The following is a 20,018-nucleotide window of genomic DNA, read 5'->3' as shown; positions in this document are numbered from 1 at the left end:
AGAAACCGTTTGGCGGCGCTCTACATCGCGCCACCGCACGCCCCGGCAACACCTCGATAACCCGCGCCCTCTATCCTTTTTCATGTCCTTCCCGCGCCCGTTCCCCCGGCGCACAGCCACATCTTCCAAAACCTGGCGGCTTACCCTTGCCGCCGGGCCGCACTCGCCTATTCTGAGCGGTAATTCGGGAGACTGAAATGGACCGCGCAGATATCGTCGACAAAGCCTTTCGCGACAGGCTCGCTCAAGGCACGTTACCCACCGGCGCGCCCGCCTCCGGCCCGCTCACCGACCCGCAGGCCGTTGCGATCTTTCGCGCACAATGCCTCTCGCGCAACCTCGACCGCCGCTCGCGCAAGATGCAGGCGGCGGGCGAAGGCTTTTACACGATCGGCTCCTCGGGTCACGAAGGCATGGCCGCCGTCGCAGCGGCCCTGCGCCCGACAGACATGGCCTTCCTGCACTACCGCGACGGCGCCTTTCAAACCATGCGCAGCGCGCAGGTTCCGGGCACAACCCCCGCCTGGGACATGCTGCTCAGTTTCGCCACGTCGACCGACGATCCAATCAGCGGCGGACGCCATAAAGTCCTTGGTTCCAAGGCATTAACCATTCCACCGCAGACCTCAACCATCGCCTCTCACCTCCCCAAAGCCATCGGCGCCGCCTATTCTGTTGGCCTCGCAAACCGCCACCCGCCCGAGCATCGCACATTGCAAAAAGACGGCCTCGTCATGTGCTCCTTCGGCGATGCATCGTCGAACCATTCCACCGCTCAGGGCGCCATCAACACCGCCTGTTGGACGGCATTTCAATCCATCCCCCTGCCCCTGCTATTTGTCTGCGAAGACAACGGTATAGGCATCTCGGTGCGCACGCCCGATGGCTGGGTCGCCGCCAATTTCGCCTCGCGTCCCGGCCTCAAGTATTTCCACGCCAACGGCCTCGACCTCTATGACACCTACCGCACCGCACAAGAGGCAGCCGACTACGCGCGAACCCGGCGCAAACCGGTCTTCCTGCACCTCTCCACCGTGCGCCTCTACGGCCACGCCGGTTCTGACCTGCAACAGGCCTATCTGAGCAAGGAAATCTTCGAAGGCTGGGAGGCCGACGACCCCCTCCTGCACTCCGCCCGTCTGCTGATCGACAAGGGCGTTTTCAGCCCTGACGAGGCCCTCGCGATTTACCTCGAAACCGAAGACCAATGCACCCGCGTTGCGGCCCAGGCGATCAAACGCCCCCGCCTTAAATCCGCCGAGCAGGTCATGGCCGCGCTGATCCCGCCCAAACGCGAATGCGCCCCGTCAAACGGCCCTTCCCCGCAAGCGCGACAAGCCGCTTTTGGTAACGATTTCAAAGCAATGAACACACCACAGCCGATGGCCAAGCTGCTCAACTTCGCGCTCACGGATCTGATGCTAGAGCACGGCGAAATCATCATGATGGGCGAAGATGTTGGCCGCAAAGGCGGCGTCTACGGCGTCACCCAAAAGCTGATCGACCGCTTCGGTCCCGACCGCATGATCGACACGCTTCTTGATGAACAATCGATCCTAGGTCTGGCCATCGGTATGGCCCATAACGGCTTCATCCCGATGCCGGAAATTCAATTTCTCGCCTACCTGCACAACGCCGAAGATCAACTGCGTGGCGAGGCCGCGACCCTGCCGTTTTTTTCCAATGGTCAGTTCACCAATCCGATGGTTCTGCGCATCGCCGGGCTGGGCTATCAGAAGGGATTCGGCGGGCATTTTCATAACGACAATTCGCTCGCCGTGCTGCGCGATATTCCCGGCCTGATCCTCGCCTGCCCGTCGCGTGGTGACGACGCGGCAATGATGCTGCGCGAATGCGTCCGCCTTGCGCGCGAGGAACAGCGCGTCGTGGTCATGGTCGAGCCTATCGCGCTCTATCCGATGCGCGATCTTCTCGACGAAAAAGACGGCGGCTGGATGGCGCCTTATCCTTCGCCCGATCGCCGCATCGCATTGGGCGAAGTCGGCGTGCACGGCTCCGGCCCGCTCGCTATCCTCACCTATGGCAATGGCCGCTATCTCTCGACTCAGGCCGCCGCCGACCTCGCTGCGCTCGGTATCGACACCCGCATCATTGACCTGCGCTGGCTGGCCCCCCTGCCAGTCCAAGGCATCGTCGCCGCTCTGAAAGGTGCCAAAAAAGTGCTGATCGTCGATGAATGCCGCCGCTCGGGCAACATCTCCGAAGCCCTCATGGCCCTGTTGCACGAGGAAACCGCCCTGCCTCACGCGCGCCTCGCCGCCCATGACAGCTTCATCGCCACCGGCCCGGCTTACGCCGCCACCATGCCCTCACGCGCCTCCATCACCGAGGCCGCCCGCAAGCTCTGGAGCGCCAAATGAAACAGACGGCCATAGTCGTCGCCCCCGGTCGTGGCACCTATAATCGCGCTGAACTGGGCTATCTCTCCCGCCACCATTCAAATCAGAGCGCCCTCATCCAACGCTTCGATACCTACCGCACAAAGCAGGGTCAGCCCACGCTGAGCGAGCTTGACAGCTTATCGCAATTCTCCGGCGCCACCCACACGCGCGGCGACAATGCCAGCGCACTGATCCACGCCTGTGCTTACGCCGACTTCCTTGCCATTGACCGCGAGAAATTCGATATCCTTGGCGTTACCGGCAATTCGATGGGCTGGTATATCGCGCTGGCCTGCTCCGGGGCACTCGACGAAATCGGCGGCCTTACGGTAGTCAACACCATGGGCAGACTGATGCATGACCACATGATCGGTGGCCAACTGATCTATCCCTTCACCGATGACAATTGGCAGCCAATCCCCGGCGCACGTGCAAAAATCGAGGCGAAAATCGCCGAGATTGACTCCCGCAACGATCATGTTCTGGCGCTTTCGATTGATCTCGGAGGCATGCTGGTTCTGGCCGGAAACGAAGCCGGTCTGAATGCCTTTCAGAGCGATATGCCGGTGGCTCAAGAGCGCTATCCGATGCGTTTGCCCGGCCATGGCGGTTTTCACACCGCCCTTCAACAACCCGTCGCAAAAGAAGGTCAGACGCGTCTGCACGAAAGCCTCTTTGGCGACCCACAGCTCGCCTTGATCGATGGTCGCGGTGCGACCTGGCGCCCCAGATCTACAGAACCTGCTGCCTTGCACCAATACACGCTCGATCATCAAGTGACCAAACCCTATGATTTCGCCGCGTCCATTCGCGTTGCCGCACGCGAATTCATGCCGGATGTCTTTATCGTGCTCGGCCCCGGCACCACGCTGGGTGGCGCGGTGGCGCAATGCCTGCTCGCGTCGCACTGGCGCGGCATGACCAACAAGACAGACTTCAAACAAGCGCAAGACAACGCGCCCCTCCTCCTTTCCATGGGAATGGAAGACCAGCGCGCGCTTGTTATCGGTTAAACTGATCGGGCGATCCTGCCCTTGTGCGAAATTGGAACCCTCTGCCATGTGCGGCGTTGGCCCCATGAACCAACGCAAGAGAACCCGCCATGAGCGATAACACAGATGACACCCCACAAACGCGATATCGCGACAGCGCCAGCTTTCGCTGGTTGCTCGTAGCGATCATAGCCGTCCTTTTTGCGCTCGCCGCATACTGGCTCTTGGGGGGCACGCTTCTCGATTCAACCAGCGGCGAAGCGACCGATCTTGAAGAGGTGCTTTCCCTGTAGGAAATGCTTCCCGGGTCGCGATCGTTCTTACTGCTTCGGTTTGTCGTCATACTCATCCGACAGAATGCGCCGCGAATTTCCTTCAGGATCGTCATACTGATCACTGCGCAGGGTATAGACGAAGAACGCAAGTCCGACGCCACCCAGAATCAGAGAAATCGGGATCAGATAGACCAGAATATTCATAAGATCACCTCAGCCTCAGCGCGTTCAATGACACGGTAATCGAACTGGTCGACATGGCCAAGGCAGCAATCAGCGGCGTGGCAAAACCCGCAACCGCCAGCGGCACAGCGATGATGTTATAAAGCGTGGCAATACGGAAATTTTCGCGGATACGGCGAATAGCCGATCCTGCGGTGTCCAGCGCATCGGCAATCGGGCGCAGATCGCTCCCCAGCAACACGATATCACTGGCCACGCGCGCCGCATCCAGCGCGCTCGCGGGCGAAATCGAAACATGGGCCGCGGCCAGAGCCGCAGTATCGTTCAGCCCGTCACCAACCATCAGCACCCGCTTGCCTTCATCGGTCATCGCCTGCACCCGCGCGGCCTTGTCCGCCGGAAGCGCCTCGGCCAACCAATGTGGAATGTTCAAACGATGGGCCATCTCTTCGACCGCAGGCGTCGTATCACCCGACATCAGGTAAACCTCCTTGCCCGCTTTCAAAAGCTCCGCCACCGCCTCTTGCGCGCCTTCGCGCAGCCGGTCGGAAAACTCAAACGCAGTGGCCGGTGAATCCCCAACCCTGAGCCACGCCGCTGTGCGCGACAAGGCTTCCGCCCCTAGCCAGCTTGCCCGGCCAAGTGCCACCTCCTGCCCCTGCCACACGCCCTTGGTGCCATAACCCGGAACCTCGGTGATCTCGCCCACCTCTGCCGCCTCAAATCCGGCCGCACGCGCCGCATTAGTCAAAGAAACAGAGAGCGGATGTGATGACCCTTGCGCCAAGGCAAGCGCAAGCGAGACATCGCGCGAAGAAATCTGATCAAGGTTGATAAGTTCCGGCATTCCCGAAGTGAGCGTGCCGGTCTTGTCAAAAACCACCGTATCGACCTGCGCCAGCCGCTCCAGCGCGGTGGCATCCTTGATCAGCAGGCCACGCCGGAACAACCGCCCCGAAGCCGCCGTCGTCACCGCAGGCACCGCCAGCCCAAGCGCGCAAGGACAGGTAATGATCAATACAGCAGCGGCAATATTCAGGGCTGTGCGCACGTCCCAAGTATAAAGATACCAGCCAACAAAGCTTAAGCCAGACAGGATATGAACCCCCGGCGCATAGAGCTTGGCCGCACGATCCGCCAGCGAGGTGTAACGCGAACGCCCCGATTCCGCGATCGCGACAAGATCGGCCATCCGGTGAAGCGAACTCTCCTCACCCACCGCGGTCGCCTTCACGATCAGCGGCCCGGTCAGGTTCACTTCCCCCGCCGAAACCGCGCGACCCGGACCACCATAAACCGGCAACGTCTCGCCGGTCAGCAACGAGCGGTCAATCTCGGAATGCCCTTCGACAATCTCGCCATCCACCGGCATCCGACCACCCGGACGCACCAGGATCAGATCACCCACGCTGACCTCGGAAATCGGCACCTGCCGTTCCTCGCCATCCACCACCAATATCGCTCGCGGCACTTCCAGCGCGGCAAGCTCCTCGGCCGCTGAACGCGCAATCGCCCGCGTGCGATGGTCCAGATAGCGCCCCGCCAACAGGAAGAAAGTCAGCGTTAGCGCGGCATCGAAATAGGCATGTTCGCCCGAAAGCGACGTCTCCCAAAGCGATGTGACCAACGCCAGAAGGATCGCCAACACAATCGGCACATCCATATTGAGCCGCCTAGACGACAAGGCCCCCCATGCGCTGCGAAAAAACGGCTGGCCTGAAAACGCGATCGTCGGCAAGGTAATCGCCGCGCTGATCCAATGGAACATGTCGCGCGTCGCGTCCGCCGCCCCCGACCACACAGAAACGCTGAGCAGCATCACGTTCATCGAGGCAAACCCGGCCACCGCCAGACGCATCAGCAATTCACGCCCCGCCTTGTCGGTCTGCGTCGCGCTCAGCGTGCCGACATCAAGCTCATGCGCCTCATACCCGTTGCTCTCAAGCAGCCTGACCAGATCCTGCGGCATGACCTCCGGGTCGGCCTCAACCGTCGCACGTTTCAGCGTCAGGTTCACCCGCGCCGACTGCACTCCCGGGTAATCGGCCAGCGCTTTTTCGACCGCAATTATACAGGCAGAACAATGGATTGTCGGCACGCTCAAGGCGATACGCACATCCTTTTGCGCTACCGCTCCAGCCGCCAGAGCCTCGGCCGCCGGCGCCGCAGAGCAGGCCGGGCAGGCGGAAATACCAGGGCGGATCGTGGCCGTCATGTCTTACCTTTGCACCAACATTTTCACGCGTTGGCTAAATTCGGTGCCGTCCTTGGCAATCGCCTCCATTCGGATATCCCAATTGCCATCAGCCAGCTCCATCGGCGCGACATAGGCCATCCCATTGAACACAAAGACAGGTTCGACATCATCTTTGACCTGGGTCGGGCGGCCCAACACCGCATGCAGCGCACGCACCTCGACCGGGCCATCGGCGTCCATGATCGACAACACCAACTGTTCGCCCTGCAACTCGGCGCTCACGGTCCAGCCCAACGCCTCCTGCGCCGTCTTGCGCTTGTCAAACTCCTGGCTTGCGACATAGGAATTCTTCACCTCAAGCCCCGGAAAAGTCTGCACCGCGCTATAGGCCAGAAACAGATTCACTCCAATGATCAGAGCAAAAGCCGCTACAAATCCGATAAAGACGTGTCGCCCGGTAATTTCTCTGGCCTTCTGCCCATTCTGCGACATCAGTTTGCCTTTCCGTTGAACACGGTATCTTTATACGCGCGCTCACCGTTAATTTCATCTTCCACCCAGAAGCGGAATTCAACACGTTGACTTTCCGCCGGTGCCGATCCCTTGGGTGCCACAACATAGGCCCGCACCGGAAAGGCCGTATCCGCCGGCGCCATGATCGTGTCAGACGTGCTGCCCTCGATCTGAAGGCTCAAACCCGGATCGCCAGCAACCGAAAGCTGGAAGGGGCGCTCTTCGCCATGTTTGTTACGCAACTTGATCTCGTAAACGTTGCGGATCGAACCGTCAGACAGTGTGACATAAGTCGGATTACGCACCGGTGCCACCGTCATATCGATATCCGAACGGATAAACAGCGCGACAATCAAACCAATCCCGACAAATGACCACAGCGCAGTATACACCATGGTGCGCGGCCGGAACACATGCTTCCAGATGTTCTTGGCCTTGCCGCCCGAAATCTCGGCAGTCTCATCGGTAAAGGCCATATAGTCGATCAACCCGCGCGGCTTGCCGATCTTGGCCATCACGTCATCACAGGCGTCGATGCACAAAGCGCAGGTGATGCATTCGAGCTGCTGACCATCGCGAATATCGATCCCCACAGGGCAAACATTCACACAGGCCATACAGTCGATGCAATCGCCCTGTGACGCATCCACCTCCTGGCCCTTCTTGAGCTTGCCACGCGGTTCGCCACGCCAATGGCGATACGCCACGACAAGCGTATCCTCATCCATCATCGCCGCCTGAATGCGCGGCCATGGGCAGGCATAGATGCAGATTTGTTCGCGTGCGATGCCCCCGAAGAAGAAGGTGGTGCCGGTCATCACGGCAATCGTGGTATAGGCGATCGGGTGGGCGTTCAGCGTCACCAGATCATAGGCGAGCGTCGGCGCATCAGCGAAATAGAACACCCACGCCCCGCCCGTCGCCACCGCGATTATCAACCAGGCTATCCATTTGGACATGCGCAGACGAAACTTGCGAAAATCCCATTTATTCTGCCGATGCAGCCGCAGGCGCGCATTGCGGTCACCCTCGATCCAACGTTCGACAAGGATGAACAGATCGGTCCATACCGTTTGCGGACAGGCATAACCACACCACACCCGACCAAGTGCCGAAGTAAACAGAAACAGCCCCAATCCGGCCATCACCAGAAGACCGGCAATGAAATAGAATTCATGGGGCCAAATTTCGATCCAGAAGAAATAGAACCGGCGGTTTGCAATGTCGATCAGAACCGCCTGATCCGGCAGGCTCGGGCCTCGGTCCCAACGGATCAGCGGCGTCAGGTAATAAATGCCCAACGTCACGATCATGATGATCCATTTCAGATTGCGAAACGGGCCATAGACTTTCTTCGGAAATACCGGCTCGCGCGCGGCATAGAGCTTTTGGGGTTCGGCTTGGGACACTGGCACATCCTGCTCTTTGTGGTCGCCTTCAGCGATGTTTTCACAGGCCGACACTTTTTCGGCTTTGACCTGCATCAAATTCTACATTTTTGACGCACCTATTAGATGTGGCTTTCGGCATGCCGTGTCACCCCTTCTTTGAAGCGACCTTTTGACGCCTCAGCCAGCGCAGGAAATCGCGCACGGCCTTACGCTGAATTCCGGGGCGGCTGACGATGTAATATCCCTTGTCGAGCTCGTCCTCGAACAGCAGACGCAAACGCCCGGCTGCAACATCATCTGCAATAAAAGGCAGCGAAAGAATCGCCACACCTTGCCCCAATCGCGCCGCTTCCACCACCATATTGCCCGGAAGCGCCGTTGCCCCGGCGGCCAATTCCTGCGTCACCCCATGTTGCGCCAACCATTGGCTGGCTTCGTTCACCCCGGTCTCGTGAAGCCAATGATACCGGGTTAATTCCTCCGGCCCTGAAATCTCTCCGTCCCCCACCAGCGATGGTGCTGCAACCACCGCGATGGGCGATGACAACAGGTATTCCGCATCAATCCCCGGCCAATCTCCGAGACCATGACGGATCGCCACATCCAATTCACCAGACCGCAGTTGACGTAGCGCCGGTGACGCGTCGATCATCAGGCTGATCTCAGGATGACGCGCCCGCAGATCGGCCAGCCGCGGCATCAGCCAGAACGACGCAAATGTCGGCGTCACAGAAACCTGCACGGGCCGCGCGGCATCTGCCCCGGTCAATTCCTCAACCGCCCCCGAGATTGTCTCAAAACCTTGCTCAAGCGCCAAGGCCAGCCTCTGACCCTGGCTTGATAACGCGGTCTGCGGGCCGTTGCGCTCGATCAATTTGACCCCCAAGCGCTCCTCCAGCCCCCTGATTTGCTGACTGATTGCCGCGTGGGTCACATTCAGCCGCACTCCTGCCTCCGTAAGGCTACCGGTCTCCGCATAGGCAGAGAAGGCGCGCAACGCAGCCAAGGGGGGCAGTCGGAGCCAGTCAATCATTGTAACTTCACCTTACACCAAGGCAATCGCTTTGAGTCACGCCCATATAGTCTTCCGTGCAATATCCAGGGCAGAAACACAAATCGAAAGGGTAAGACATGTTTACAGTATGGGCCAACGCTTTCAATATCGCCAGCCGTCAGGTGCCACAGCGCGAAGTCCGTTGGGACGCCCCCGCGTATTGGCGCCGTCCTGAACCCACACCACGGCCTGAACTCAAGCAGCGCGATGATTGATCCCATCGTCTATCAACCACGCCTCTGGCGTCTCGGGTTTGGGCTTTGGCAGCCAACCGTCCAAAACGAAAAACGCCTGCGCAAGCGGCAGGCTTGACCGGACGGGCTTGACCTGGCGATCATGTTTCAGGAGAAAGTTGGCACCGGCCTTCCAGGAAACGCGCGAACAGGACGGAATGACCGGTGCCATATCCGGGGGGTTGCGCCCCCCGGAATTCTTCTTATTCGCCACCGCCAAGCTGATGGACATAGGTGGCGACAGCGCGGATCTGCGCTTCGGAGAGCCGCGTATTCCAGTTTGGCATCACGCCACCCCGGCCGTTAAACACAGTCTCGTATATGGTTTTGTAACCGTCACCATAGAGCCAGATAGCATCTGTCAGATTGGGCGCTCCCATATCGCGATCGCCCTGCCCGTCTTCGCCGTGGCAGGATGTACAGTTGTCTTCGAAAACGACTTGCCCCGCTTCAACCTTCGACGGATCCTGCGCCTCGCCCGAAAGCGACATCACATAGTTGACCACCTCTTCGATCTGTTCGGGTTCAAGGAACTCGTCGCGGCCATAGGCGGCCATGTCGTTGATCCGCGTGTCTTCGTGATCCGGGCTGCGGATACCTACGGTCAGCGTCTGATGAATCGCTTCCATGTCACCGCCCCAAAGCCAATCATCGTCCTGAAGGTTGGGATAGCCTTTTGCGCCCGCTGCGCCCGATCCATGGCACTGCGCACACCAGGTCTTGAAAACAGCCGCCCCGGCAGAGGTGGCGTAAGTGCGCAAAGCGTCATCATCCGCAATAGAGGCCAATTCGACCGAGGCAAGCTTGTCGTTCATCGGAGCAAGCTTGGCTTCCACCGATTGGATCTCGGCGGCCACATCACCGCGCGTTGACCAGCCCAGAAGACCTGTCGTCGCACCCTTGATCCCCGGCCATGCCGGATAGGCGATGGTATAGGCCAGGCCCCAGATAATCGTCAGATAAAAGACCCAGACCCACCACCGCGGCAACGGGTTGTTAAATTCCTCGATCCCGTCCCAGCTGTGGCCTGTGGTTTCCGGATCATTCTGCTGTTGTTGAGGTTTCTTTGCCATGTCTTACGCCTCCTTTTCGCCCCGGCGGGGCGCGGGCTTATGGTTTGACCGCGCGGGCGCGGGCTTGTCTTCATGCCGAAACGGGATATCTGCCACGTCTTTATAAGTCTTCGTGCTCCCCGGCCGGAACATGACCCAAATAACCATGCCGACAAAGAAGACGAAAAGAGCGAGCAGAACCCAGCTGTCTGCGATCTCACGTAAAAGAGAATAGGTTTCCATTTCTATCCCCCCCTTACCGGCTCGCATCTGGCGTGAAGGTCGAGAAATCAACCAACGTGCCGAGCATTTGCAGATAAGCCACCAGCGCATCCATTTCCGAAATGCCCGGGCGCCCGTCAAAATTGCGCACCTGAACCTTTTCGCCATAACGCTCCATCAGGCCGTCATAATCACTGTCAGGATCTGACTGCACAGCAAAGTCGGCCTTGGCGTTTTCGATCATCTCTTCGGTATAGGGCACACCCACAAAGGCATGTGTCTTCAACAGATCACCGATGTATCGCCCGTCAATCAGCGTATCTTCAAGGAAACCGTATTTCGGCATCACCGATTCCGGCACCACCGATTGCGGATCGCGCAAATGGTCCACATGCCATTCATCCGAATAGCGCCCACCAACACGGGCAAGGTCTGGCCCCGTCCGCTTTGAGCCCCACTGGAACGGATGGTCATACTGGCTCTCTGCCGCCAGACTATAATGGCCATAGCGTTCGACCTCGTCGCGCATCGGACGGATCATCTGGCTATGGCACACATAGCAGCCTTCCCGCACATAGATGTCGCGCCCGGCCAACTCGAGCGGGGTGTAGGGGCGCATGCCCTCTACATCCTCGATGGTGTTTTCCAGCCAGAACAGCGGCGCGATCTGCACGATGCCACCGACAGTCACCACCAAGAAGGCAAAGATGGCCAGAAGCGTTACGTTTTTCTCAAGGATCGCGTGTTTGTCGAGAATTGCCATGTCTCCGGCCCTCCTTATTCAGCCGGGACTGCGCTGTTGTCGGCTTGAACAGCCGGCGAACGTTTCACAGTCATCCAGAGGTTGTAACACATGACGATTGCACCAGCGAGGAACAGAACCCCACCAAGACCGCGCACGACATACATCGGGAATTTCGCAGCCACAGTTTCGGCGAACGAGTTCACGAGGAAGCCATTGGCATCTACTTCACGCCACATCAGACCTTCCATGATCCCCGTCACCCACATCGAGGCGGCGTAGAGAATGATACCGATCGTAGCGAGCCAGAAGTGCCAGCTCACCAGCGAAAGCGAATAGAGCCGCTCACGGTTCCACAGTTTCGGCACAAGGAAGTAGAGCGCGCCAAAGGTGATCATGCCATTCCAGCCCAACGCGCCGGAATGGACGTGACCAATGGTCCAGTCGGTATAGTGGCTGAGCGAGTTGACCGCACGGATCGACATCATCGGCCCTTCAAAGGTCGACATGCCATAGAACCCGATCGAGATCACCATCATCCGGATGACCGGATCAGTGCGCAGCTTGTCCCAGGCACCTGACAGCGTCATCAACCCGTTGATCATACCACCCCATGACGGCATCCACAGCACGATCGAGAACACCATGCCCAACGTGCCGGCCCAATCGGGCAGCGCGGTATAGTGCAGGTGGTGCGGACCGGCCCAGATATATAGAAAGATCAGCGCCCAGAAGTGAATGATCGACAGCTTATACGAGAACACCGGACGCTCGGCCTGCTTGGGCACGAAATAGTACATCATCCCCAGGAAGCCCGCTGTCAGGAAGAAGCCCACGGCGTTGTGGCCATACCACCACTGCGTCATGGCATCCTGCACGCCCGAGAAAACCTGAACCGATTTCGACCCAAAGAACGAAACAGGGATGCTGAGGTTGTTGACGACATGTAGCATCGCCACGGTGATGATGAATGACAGGAAGAACCAGTTGGCCACATAGATGTGCGGCTCCCTGCGCTTCATCAACGTGCCGACAAAGACTGCGAGATAGGCCAGCCAGACAATCGTCAGCCACCAATCAACATACCATTCTGGTTCGGCGTATTCCTTCGACTGGGTTGCCCCCAGAAGATAGCCGGTCGCGGCGAGAAGGATGAAAAGCTGATAACCCCAGAATACGAACCAAGCCAGGTTTCCGCCCCAGAGCCGCGAGGCGCTGGTGCGCTGGACAACGTAAAATGAGGTGGTGATCAGCCCGGTCCCGCCAAAGGCGAAAATCACCGCGCTGGTGTGCAGCGGGCGCATCCGTCCAAAGTTGATATAACCCTGCGCCCATTCGAAGTTCAGCGCCGGAAAGGCCAGCTGAAACGCGATCGTTACGCCCACCAGAAAACCGACAACACCCCAGAAGGCGGTCAGTATGACACCGGCGCGCACCGGCCCGTCCATGTATTCACCCGACAGATCGGCTATGACGCGCGGTTCATCGGTGTGGCGCAACGTCCAGATGAAAGCCACGAATGCAACCAGCGCCACTTCCAAAGCATTGACCATGTAGGCCAAATCACGCGCATAGGAAGCTGCGATCAGCGCAAAAAGCGTGACCAAGCCAAACAAGATCAGCTTGATATAATTACCCATTTTTAGTCCCTTCGTCTTACCCGCGCGACTCGTTTTACCGCACTGGAGGATTTGGCTACCATGTTAATGAAGCAGACACTGCCCGCTCACCTTGATCTGCATCAAAATTGCCCGTCCGGTTTCCTGTTAGGCATCACAGTTGTGCACTGCTTCGGCGGATTAAGCCGAGCGTGAGAATAGAACAACCCACTGGAGAGGACCATGGCCTACAAAACCCTGTTTTCAGTACTGACAGACCCGGCATTCGCCGAAAACGTGCTGACGCACGGCATTGCCATCGCCGATGTGGCGGACGCCCATCTTGAAGTTCTTTGTCTTGGCGTCGATCGCAGTCAGACCGGCTATTACTATGCCGGAGCCAACGCAATGGTACTTCAGGAAACCATCAATCGCGCCCAGGAAGAGGCCGAAGCCATCGAAGAGAAATGCAAGTCCCTGCTTGCCGGATCAAATATCCGTTGGAGCACCGATAGCGGTGTTGCACAATTGGCCGATCTCGGGCGCCACGTCGCCGCACGCGCGCGCTTCTCGGATCTGGTGATTCTGCCCAAACCCTATGGCAAGACCCACGGTGCCGAACTTGAACCGGTGATCGAGGCAGCGCTGTTTGAGGGACAGGCCTCGGTTCTCGTGGTCCCGGATAGCGGCGCCCCGCGCCCCAGCCCGAAATGCGTGATGATCGGCTGGAACGAAAGCGGTGAGGCGCTGAATGCCGTGCGTGCTGCGCTGCCAGTGCTGAAAGCCGCCGAAAACGTGCATGTCGTAGTCATCGACCCGCCAGTGCATGGCCCCTATCGCTCAGATCCCGGTGGCATGCTGTCACAATTCCTGTCGCGTCATGGGGTGCGTGCAGAGGTCGACGTGCTTTCCAAGACACTTCCGCGCGTATCGGATGTTCTCAAACGTCATGCCGCTGATATCAATGCTGATCTGATCGTGATGGGTGCCTATGGCCATTCACGCTTCCGCGAAGCCATCCTGGGCGGTGCGACCCGCTATATGCTCGAACAGGCCGATCTGCCGGTGTTCATGGCACATTGATCTCTAAACTTGGAAGGGTGGGCAGTCTGCCCACCTTCCCCTCGCGATCAGACCAGACTTCAGGCCAACATCCCGCCATCAGCGTCATCGCCAGCTTCTTCCATTAGACGCGCAAAATCCGGCACGGTCACGTTCCGTTTGCCTTGCAGTTGGATCACACCGTCACGTTTCAGAGCACTGATCTGGCGACTCACGGTTTCCAGCGTCAGCCCCAGATAATCGGCCATTGCCTCACGGGTAAGGGGCAGATCGAACACCATCGGTCCGATCCGGTCCTCTGGCTTCAACACCGCGCCCCGCCGCGCCACGATCGACAACAGGCTGGCAATCTTCTCACGCGCCGTCTTGCGGCCCAGAACAAGCATCCACTCGCGCGCAGCATCCAGCTCATCAAGCGTCATTTCCAGCAAGCGCTGCGCCACGTGCGGGGTTCTCTCCATCATTTTCTCAAATGGTTTCTTGCGAAAACAGCACATCACAAGATCAGTGGTCGCCACCACGTCATAGGCCGCCCCGTCGCGCCCCGGTCTGCCAACAAAATCGCTGGGCAGAAGCAGGCCAACCATTTGCGTGCGCCCATCCTCCATCGTCTGGGTCAACGTCCCGATCCCCGACACTACCGAGCCGACAAAGTCCATCCGGTCACCCGACCAGACAACAGTCTGTCCCGCCTCGAACGAGCGGTAATATTTGAACGTTTCCAGCTCTTCGATCTCATCCGCATCACAACGTGAACAAACCGCCCGATACCGGATCGGACAGTCCACGCAAGCGTGTTGAGTGGTTGCAGTTTTATCTTTAAGCATTTTACGGTTCGCGCGCTTGATATGCATCAAGGAGGATGCTTGTCATGAACCATTAAGGTAGACGCATGATAACGAAAACACAACTCGCCGATCTTGGTCTATTTGACGCGAAAGTACCGCGTTATACCAGCTATCCAACGGCACCGCAGTTCACCCCTTCGGTCGGCCCCGAAGAATTCACCTCCTGGATCAGCGCAATCGCGCCCGGCGGTGAGGTTTCGCTCTATGTGCATGTGCCGTTTTGTCGGCGTCTCTGCTGGTTTTGCGCCTGCCGCACCCAGGGCACACAGAGCGACGCACCAGTACTCGCCTACCTCAAAACCCTGCTGGCCGAGATCGAATTGCTCAAGGCAAAACTGCCCGCTGGCGTAAGATTATCCCGTCTGCATTGGGGTGGTGGCACGCCGACGCTTCTGACTCCACCGATGATGACCGAACTCGCAGGCGCCATCGCGGATGTCGCACCATTCGCCGAGAATTATGAATTCTCGGTCGAAATCGACCCCAATGAGATCGACGGTCCGCGTCTCGATGCGCTGGCTGCTGCGGGCATGAATCGTGCCTCGATCGGGGTGCAGGACTTCGATGAAGAAATTCAGAAAACAATCGGACGAATGCAGAGTTTTGAGCTAACGCGCGACGCCGTGACTGAAATTCGGGCACGTGGCGTACATTCACTCAACGCCGACATCCTTTTCGGCCTGCCGGATCAATCGAACGAACGAATCACCGAAAGTGTGCAAAAGCTGCTCGCGCTCGCCCCTGATCGCGTGGCGCTTTACGGCTACGCTCACGTTCCTTGGATGGCCAAACGACAGCAGCTGATCCCCTCCGACAAGCTACCGACACCACAACAACGGCTCGACCTGTTTGAGACCGCGCGCAAGCTCTTCCTGTGGGACGACTATGCTGAGATCGGCATCGACCACTTCGCGCTCAAGAGCGATGGATTGGCTGTGGCCCAGAACAACGGCACATTACGGCGCAATTTCCAGGGCTATACCGATGATCCTGCCGAAGCGTTGATCGGCCTCGGCGCCTCGTCAATCTCGCGCTTCCCCCAAGGGTTCGCGCAAAACGCCCCGGCTACATCAGCCCATACCGGCAAAATCCGCGATGGCCGTTTCTCGACCTCGCGCGGCCACGTCTTCACGGCGGACGACAAAATGCGCTCGCGGATGATCGAAATGCTGATGTGTGATTTCCGCATCGATTCGGCCGAGATCCTGCGCGATCACGAAATCTCCCGCACCGAGCTGTCCTCGATGCTCGCCCGGGTTGTTTCTCAGTTCGACGGTCTGCTCGAAGTAACCGATGACGGGCTGGTCATCCCGCTTGCCGCCCGCCCGCTGACCCGGATGGTTGCGCGCGCCTTTGATGCCTACGACCTGTCCAAAGCAGGCCACAGCTCAGCGATCTGAAACGTGCGCTGGGTGGGCATTCTGCCCACCTTCCCGCGCTCTAGCCTGTCTTCAAATCCAGTGCCGCTGCCAGCAGGGTGCGCGCATATTCTGTTTGTGGATTCTCGAACAGATCCCGCGCCGATCCCGCCTCAACGATATCGCCCTGTTTCATCACCACCATCTTGTGGCTCATCGCCCGCACCACGTTCAGATCGTGTGAAATGAACAGATATGCCAGCCCGTATTTCTGCTGCAAATCGCGCAGCAGGTCGACAATCTGCACCTGCACGGTCATGTCCAGCGCGCTTGTCGGCTCATCCAGAACCACCAGCTTGGGCCGCAAAATCATCGCGCGTGCAATCGCGATCCGCTGCCGTTGGCCGCCGGAAAATTCGTGTGGATAGCGATCCATCATCGCCGGATCCAGCCCGACTTCCGCCATCACTTCGGCCACCAACTCGCGCTCTACGCGCCCATCGGGTTTGCCATGCACACCCAACCCCTCGGCGATGATCTGTTCGCAACTCATGCGCGGCGAAAGCGATCCATAAGGGTCTTGAAACACAATCTGCATTTCGCGCCGCAAATCGCGCAGCTTGCGCGTGCTCCATTTGCGCACATCCTCGCCCTGATAGGTGATCCCCCCTTCCGAGGAAATCAGCCGCATGATCGCCAGCGCCAGCGTGGTCTTACCCGACCCGCTCTCGCCCACAATGCCAAGGGTTTCTCCCGCCCGCACCGAAATGCTGGCATCGTTTACTGCTTTCACATGCCCGGTTGTGCGCTTGAAAAAACCCGTCTGGATCGGAAACCAAACCTTCAGACGATCGGTTTGCACCAACACCTTGGCATCGTCCGGCACCGGCCCCGGCTGCCCCACCGCATGCGCACCCAACAGCTTCTGGGTATAGGGATGCTGCGGGTCGGCAAACAGCGCTGCCGTCTCGCCGCTCTCAACAATCTCACCGTCCTTCATCACGCAAACGCGGTCGGCAAAGCGTTTCACCACCCCCAGATCATGGGTGATAAACAACAGCCCCATATTCTCAGACCGCTTCAACTCCGCCAAAAGCTCAAGAATCTGCGCCTGAATGGTCACATCAAGCGCAGTCGTCGGCTCGTCCGCCACCAGAATGTCGGGCTTGTTGGCCAGCGCCATGGCGATCATCACCCGCTGCCGCTGCCCGCCGCTCAATTGGTGTGGATAGGCCCCCAAACGGCTTTCGGCATCGCGAATACCCACACGGGCCAACAACTCCAAAATCCGCTCACGCGCCGGCGCCCCAGTCAGCCCCTGATGCAGCGCAATACTTTCGACCAGCTGCTTTTCAATCGTGTGCAACGGGTTAAGGCTCGTCATCGGCTCCTGAAAAATAAAGCTGATGTCATTGCCCCGCACCTTGCGCAGCAACTTCTCATCCGCCCCGATCATCTCCTGCCCGTCATAGAGCACCGAACCTTTCACTTCGGCGCTCGATGGCAACAGCGACACAGTGGACAGCGCCGATACCGATTTCCCCGAGCCGGACTCGCCTACAATGGCAACGGTCTCACCTCGGTCCACCGAGAACGACACCCCGCGCACCGCCGGATTCACCTTGCCATCTTGGCGAAAGCCAACCCACAGGTCCTTCACTTCAAGCAAACTCATTGAAAGGTCTTTCTCGGGTCAAACGCATCCCTGACACCTTCAAAAATGAAGACCAGAAGCGACAGCATGATGGCGAAGGTGAAAAACGCGGTAAAGGCCAGCCAAGGCGCCTGCAGGTTCTGTTTCGCCTGCAACGTCAACTCACCCAAGCTCGGTGCCGAAGACGGCAACCCAAAGCCCAGAAAATCCAAACCGGCCAACAAGGCAATCGTCCCCGTCACGATAAAGGGCAGCATCGTCACCGTCGCCACCATCGCATTGGGCAGCATGTGGCGGAACATGATCACTGTGTTGGAAACCCCCAGCGCCTTGGCCGCGCGCACATATTCAAGGTTGCGCGCCCGCAAGAACTCGGCCCTGACCACCCCCACCAACGCGGTCCAGCCAAACAGCACCGTAATGAACACCAGCAGCCAGAAATTTCGCCCGAACACTGCAAACATGATGATGATCACATAAATCTGCGGCGTCGCCCCCCAGATCTCGATGAGCCGCTGAAAGATAAGATCGACCCAGCCGCCGAAATACCCCTGCACTGCCCCCGCCATGATCCCCACAAAGCTCGACAGAACCGTCACGATCAGGGTGAAGAAGATCGACAGGCGGAAACCATAGATCACCCGCGCCAGCACATCGCGCTTGGTATCGTCGGTACCGAGGTAATTGCCTTCGCCTGGCGGCAGCGGCGCCGCGCCCAACCGGTCCACCGGTGTGTCATACGAATAAGGTATGATCGGCCAGATCGCCCAACCCTTCTCAATCGCCTCACCGTTGACCATGCCATCCTGTGCGTCCTCAAACACCGCCTCGGGATCGTCAAAACAATCTTCCAGCCCGCCACTCTCGATCAGGCATTTCACCTCCGGGTCGGTATAGGTCGCCTCGGTCGGGAAATCACCGCCAAAGGCGGTCTCGGGATAGAAGGTAAAGATCGGCATATAAAGATCGCCGCGATATTTCAGCAGGATCGGTTTGTCATTGGCCACGAATTCCGCAAACAGCGTGATGGTAAACAGCACCAGAAAGATGATCAGCGACCAGAACGCGCGGCTGTTGCGCCGGAAATTGCGCCAGCGCCGCTGATTGAGAGACGAAAGCGCCATCAGCCTTCCCTCCGTTCAAAATCAATCCGCGGATCGACAAGCACATACATCGCATCCGAAATGATCCCGACCACCAGGCCAATCAGGCCAAAGATAAACAGCGTGCCGAACATCACCGGATAATCCCGCGCAATCGCCGCCTCAAAGCCGAGCCGCCCCAATCCATCCAGCGAAAAGATCGTCTCGATGATCAGGGACGCGCCGAAAAACACCCCGATGAAAACCGACGGAAAGCCCGCAATCACAATCAACATCGCGTTGCGGAACACATGCCCATAAAGCACCTGCCCCTCGCTCAATCCCTTGGCCCGCGCCGTCATTACATAATGCTTCTTGATCTCGTCAAGAAAGCTGTTCTTGGTCAGCAGGGTCAGCGTGGCAAACCCCGAAATCGTCGAGGCAATCACCGGCAGCGCAATGTGCCAGAAGTAATCTAACACCTTCCAGAGCGGGCTATAGCTGTCCCAATCATCACTGGTCAGCCCGCGCAGCGGAAACCATTGCCAATACGACCCGCCCGCGAACAGAACCAGCAGCAGGATCGCAAACAAAAACCCCGGAATCGCATAGCCGACGATAATCGCGCCACTGGTCCATGTATCAAACGCACTGCCATCGCGCACCGCCTTCTGTATGCCCAGCGGGATCGAAATCAGATAGGCCAGAAGCGTGCTCCAAAGCCCCAAAGTGATCGACACAGGCATCTTTTCCAGCACCAGATCAATCACACTGATCGAACGGAAATAGCTTTGGCCAAAATCCAGCCGCATATAGTTCCACATCATCATGCCAAACCGTTCCAGCGGCGGCTTGTCAAAGCCGAATTCCTTCTCCAACTGGTCGATGAATTCCTTGGGCAGCCCCCGCGCCCCGACGTATTTCTCGTCCCCGGTCGAGCCTTGGAAGAAATCGTCGTTATTCAGGCCAGTGTTGCCGGTATCGCCGCCGCCCCCGGCAAATCCCTCAAACACATCCCCGCCGCCCTGAAGCTGCGCGAGAACCTGCTCAACCGGGCCACCCGGCACAAACTGAACCAGCGAGAAGTTAATGATCATGATCCCGAACAACGTCGGAATGATCAACAACAAGCGCCGTGCAAAATAGGCTCCCATCCGCCC

18 protein-coding genes are annotated in these 20,018 nt (G+C 58.5%); 5 read left to right on the top strand and 13 right to left on the bottom strand.

Features of this window, described 5'->3' with window-relative positions:
• Positions 1 to 197: 197 nt before the first annotated feature.
• From LZG00_13185 to LZG00_13175, 3 genes are all read left to right on the top strand, one after another.
• A complete protein-coding gene (locus LZG00_13185) occupies positions 198 to 2,381 on the top strand; it encodes a thiamine pyrophosphate-dependent enzyme (GenBank protein MCF3594954.1) in 2,184 nt (727 codons plus the stop codon).
• Positions 2,378 to 3,415, top strand: a complete 1,038-nt coding sequence (locus LZG00_13180) for an ACP S-malonyltransferase (protein ID MCF3594953.1) — start codon at positions 2,378 to 2,380, stop codon at positions 3,413 to 3,415. Before LZG00_13185 ends, LZG00_13180 begins: the two co-directional genes overlap by 4 nt.
• A gap of 89 nt (positions 3,416 to 3,504) precedes the next feature.
• Positions 3,505 to 3,687 (top strand): hypothetical protein, encoded by a 183-nt coding sequence (locus LZG00_13175; GenBank protein MCF3594952.1) that lies wholly within the window; start codon positions 3,505 to 3,507, stop codon positions 3,685 to 3,687.
• A 27-nt stretch (positions 3,688 to 3,714) separates the two neighbouring features.
• On the opposite strand, the gene ccoS is transcribed toward LZG00_13175, so the two are convergent.
• From ccoS to ccoN, 9 genes are all read right to left on the bottom strand, one after another.
• Positions 3,715 to 3,873, bottom strand: a complete 159-nt coding sequence (gene ccoS, locus LZG00_13170; protein MCF3594951.1) for a cbb3-type cytochrome oxidase assembly protein CcoS — start codon at positions 3,871 to 3,873, stop codon at positions 3,715 to 3,717.
• 4 nt (positions 3,874 to 3,877) lie between these two features.
• A complete protein-coding gene (gene cadA, locus LZG00_13165) occupies positions 3,878 to 6,067 on the bottom strand; it encodes a cadmium-translocating P-type ATPase (protein ID MCF3594950.1) in 2,190 nt (729 codons plus the stop codon).
• 3 nt (positions 6,068 to 6,070) lie between these two features.
• Positions 6,071 to 6,541, bottom strand: a complete 471-nt coding sequence (locus LZG00_13160) for a FixH family protein (GenBank protein ID MCF3594949.1) — start codon at positions 6,539 to 6,541, stop codon at positions 6,071 to 6,073.
• Positions 6,541 to 8,046 (bottom strand): cytochrome c oxidase accessory protein CcoG, encoded by a 1,506-nt coding sequence (gene ccoG, locus LZG00_13155; GenBank protein ID MCF3594948.1) that lies wholly within the window; start codon positions 8,044 to 8,046, stop codon positions 6,541 to 6,543. Before ccoG ends, LZG00_13160 begins: the two co-directional genes overlap by 1 nt.
• A gap of 52 nt (positions 8,047 to 8,098) precedes the next feature.
• Positions 8,099 to 8,983: a LysR substrate-binding domain-containing protein gene (locus LZG00_13150; protein MCF3594947.1), complete on the bottom strand. Its 885-nt coding sequence runs from the start codon at positions 8,981 to 8,983 to the stop codon at positions 8,099 to 8,101.
• A gap of 460 nt (positions 8,984 to 9,443) precedes the next feature.
• Positions 9,444 to 10,313, bottom strand: coding sequence for a cytochrome-c oxidase, cbb3-type subunit III (gene ccoP / locus LZG00_13145; protein MCF3594946.1), 870 nt, complete (start codon positions 10,311 to 10,313; stop codon positions 9,444 to 9,446).
• Between the two features lie 3 nt (positions 10,314 to 10,316).
• Positions 10,317 to 10,535: a cbb3-type cytochrome c oxidase subunit 3 gene (locus LZG00_13140; GenBank protein MCF3594945.1), complete on the bottom strand. Its 219-nt coding sequence runs from the start codon at positions 10,533 to 10,535 to the stop codon at positions 10,317 to 10,319.
• Positions 10,536 to 10,548: 13 nt separating this feature from the next.
• Positions 10,549 to 11,277, bottom strand: coding sequence for a cytochrome-c oxidase, cbb3-type subunit II (gene ccoO / locus LZG00_13135; protein MCF3594944.1), 729 nt, complete (start codon positions 11,275 to 11,277; stop codon positions 10,549 to 10,551).
• A 14-nt stretch (positions 11,278 to 11,291) separates the two neighbouring features.
• The gene (ccoN, locus tag LZG00_13130) at positions 11,292 to 12,896 is read right to left on the bottom strand and encodes a cytochrome-c oxidase, cbb3-type subunit I (GenBank protein ID MCF3594943.1); all 1,605 of its coding nucleotides are present in this window, start codon (positions 12,894 to 12,896) and stop codon (positions 11,292 to 11,294) included.
• 201 nt (positions 12,897 to 13,097) lie between these two features.
• Here ccoN and LZG00_13125 point away from each other — a divergent pair, with 201 nt between their 5' ends.
• Positions 13,098 to 13,937: a universal stress protein gene (locus LZG00_13125; GenBank protein MCF3594942.1), complete on the top strand. Its 840-nt coding sequence runs from the start codon at positions 13,098 to 13,100 to the stop codon at positions 13,935 to 13,937.
• Between the two features lie 59 nt (positions 13,938 to 13,996).
• Here LZG00_13125 and LZG00_13120 read toward each other — a convergent pair whose 3' ends face one another.
• Positions 13,997 to 14,743 carry a Crp/Fnr family transcriptional regulator gene (locus LZG00_13120; GenBank protein ID MCF3594941.1) on the bottom strand — a complete coding sequence of 249 codons (747 nt, stop codon included), beginning with the start codon at positions 14,741 to 14,743 and terminating at the stop codon, positions 13,997 to 13,999.
• A gap of 65 nt (positions 14,744 to 14,808) precedes the next feature.
• Here LZG00_13120 and hemN point away from each other — a divergent pair, with 65 nt between their 5' ends.
• Entirely contained in the window at positions 14,809 to 16,164 is a 1,356-nt protein-coding gene (hemN, locus tag LZG00_13115; GenBank protein MCF3594940.1) for an oxygen-independent coproporphyrinogen III oxidase, read from the top strand.
• A gap of 40 nt (positions 16,165 to 16,204) precedes the next feature.
• Here hemN and LZG00_13110 read toward each other — a convergent pair whose 3' ends face one another.
• Genes LZG00_13110 through LZG00_13100 form a run of 3 tightly spaced genes read right to left on the bottom strand, consistent with a single transcriptional unit; the run spans position 16,205 to position 20,012 of the window.
• Positions 16,205 to 17,797, bottom strand: a complete 1,593-nt coding sequence (locus LZG00_13110) for an ABC transporter ATP-binding protein (protein ID MCF3594939.1) — start codon at positions 17,795 to 17,797, stop codon at positions 16,205 to 16,207.
• Positions 17,794 to 18,900 carry an ABC transporter permease gene (locus LZG00_13105; GenBank protein MCF3594938.1) on the bottom strand — a complete coding sequence of 369 codons (1,107 nt, stop codon included), beginning with the start codon at positions 18,898 to 18,900 and terminating at the stop codon, positions 17,794 to 17,796. Before LZG00_13105 ends, LZG00_13110 begins: the two co-directional genes overlap by 4 nt.
• Positions 18,900 to 20,012, bottom strand: a complete 1,113-nt coding sequence (locus LZG00_13100) for a microcin C ABC transporter permease YejB (protein MCF3594937.1) — start codon at positions 20,010 to 20,012, stop codon at positions 18,900 to 18,902. The genes LZG00_13105 and LZG00_13100 overlap by 1 nt, the downstream gene beginning before the upstream one ends.
• Positions 20,013 to 20,018: the final 6 nt, after the last annotated feature.

The organism is Rhodobacteraceae bacterium LMO-JJ12 (assembly GCA_021555075.1).
Classification (GTDB): Bacteria; Pseudomonadota; Alphaproteobacteria; order Rhodobacterales; family Rhodobacteraceae; genus JAKGBX01.
This window is presented reverse-complemented; position numbering and strand designations above follow the sequence as displayed.

Excerpts from the sequence above, each read along its gene's own strand:
- LZG00_13185 (MCF3594954.1), top strand. The coding sequence starts at position 198 with ATGGACCGCGCAGATATCGTCGACAAAGCCTTTCGCGACAGGCTCGCT.
- ccoN (MCF3594943.1), bottom strand. The coding sequence starts at position 12,896 with ATGGGTAATTATATCAAGCTGATCTTGTTTGGCTTGGTCACGCTTTTT.
- LZG00_13140 (MCF3594945.1), bottom strand. The coding sequence starts at position 10,535 with ATGGAAACCTATTCTCTTTTACGTGAGATCGCAGACAGCTGGGTTCTG.
- ccoO (MCF3594944.1), bottom strand. The coding sequence starts at position 11,277 with ATGGCAATTCTCGACAAACACGCGATCCTTGAGAAAAACGTAACGCTT.
- LZG00_13110 (MCF3594939.1), bottom strand. The coding sequence starts at position 17,797 with ATGAGTTTGCTTGAAGTGAAGGACCTGTGGGTTGGCTTTCGCCAAGAT.
- ccoS (MCF3594951.1), bottom strand. The coding sequence starts at position 3,873 with ATGAATATTCTGGTCTATCTGATCCCGATTTCTCTGATTCTGGGTGGC.
- ccoG (MCF3594948.1), bottom strand. The coding sequence starts at position 8,046 with ATGCAGGTCAAAGCCGAAAAAGTGTCGGCCTGTGAAAACATCGCTGAA.
- ccoP (MCF3594946.1), bottom strand. The coding sequence starts at position 10,313 with ATGGCAAAGAAACCTCAACAACAGCAGAATGATCCGGAAACCACAGGC.
- LZG00_13125 (MCF3594942.1), top strand. The coding sequence starts at position 13,098 with ATGGCCTACAAAACCCTGTTTTCAGTACTGACAGACCCGGCATTCGCC.
- LZG00_13180 (MCF3594953.1), top strand. The coding sequence starts at position 2,378 with ATGAAACAGACGGCCATAGTCGTCGCCCCCGGTCGTGGCACCTATAAT.
- LZG00_13120 (MCF3594941.1), bottom strand. The coding sequence starts at position 14,743 with ATGCTTAAAGATAAAACTGCAACCACTCAACACGCTTGCGTGGACTGT.
- LZG00_13100 (MCF3594937.1), bottom strand. The coding sequence starts at position 20,012 with ATGGGAGCCTATTTTGCACGGCGCTTGTTGTTGATCATTCCGACGTTG.
- cadA (MCF3594950.1), bottom strand. The coding sequence starts at position 6,067 with ATGACGGCCACGATCCGCCCTGGTATTTCCGCCTGCCCGGCCTGCTCT.
- LZG00_13175 (MCF3594952.1), top strand. The coding sequence starts at position 3,505 with ATGAGCGATAACACAGATGACACCCCACAAACGCGATATCGCGACAGC.
- LZG00_13105 (MCF3594938.1), bottom strand. The coding sequence starts at position 18,900 with ATGGCGCTTTCGTCTCTCAATCAGCGGCGCTGGCGCAATTTCCGGCGC.
- LZG00_13160 (MCF3594949.1), bottom strand. The coding sequence starts at position 6,541 with ATGTCGCAGAATGGGCAGAAGGCCAGAGAAATTACCGGGCGACACGTC.
- hemN (MCF3594940.1), top strand. The coding sequence starts at position 14,809 with ATGATAACGAAAACACAACTCGCCGATCTTGGTCTATTTGACGCGAAA.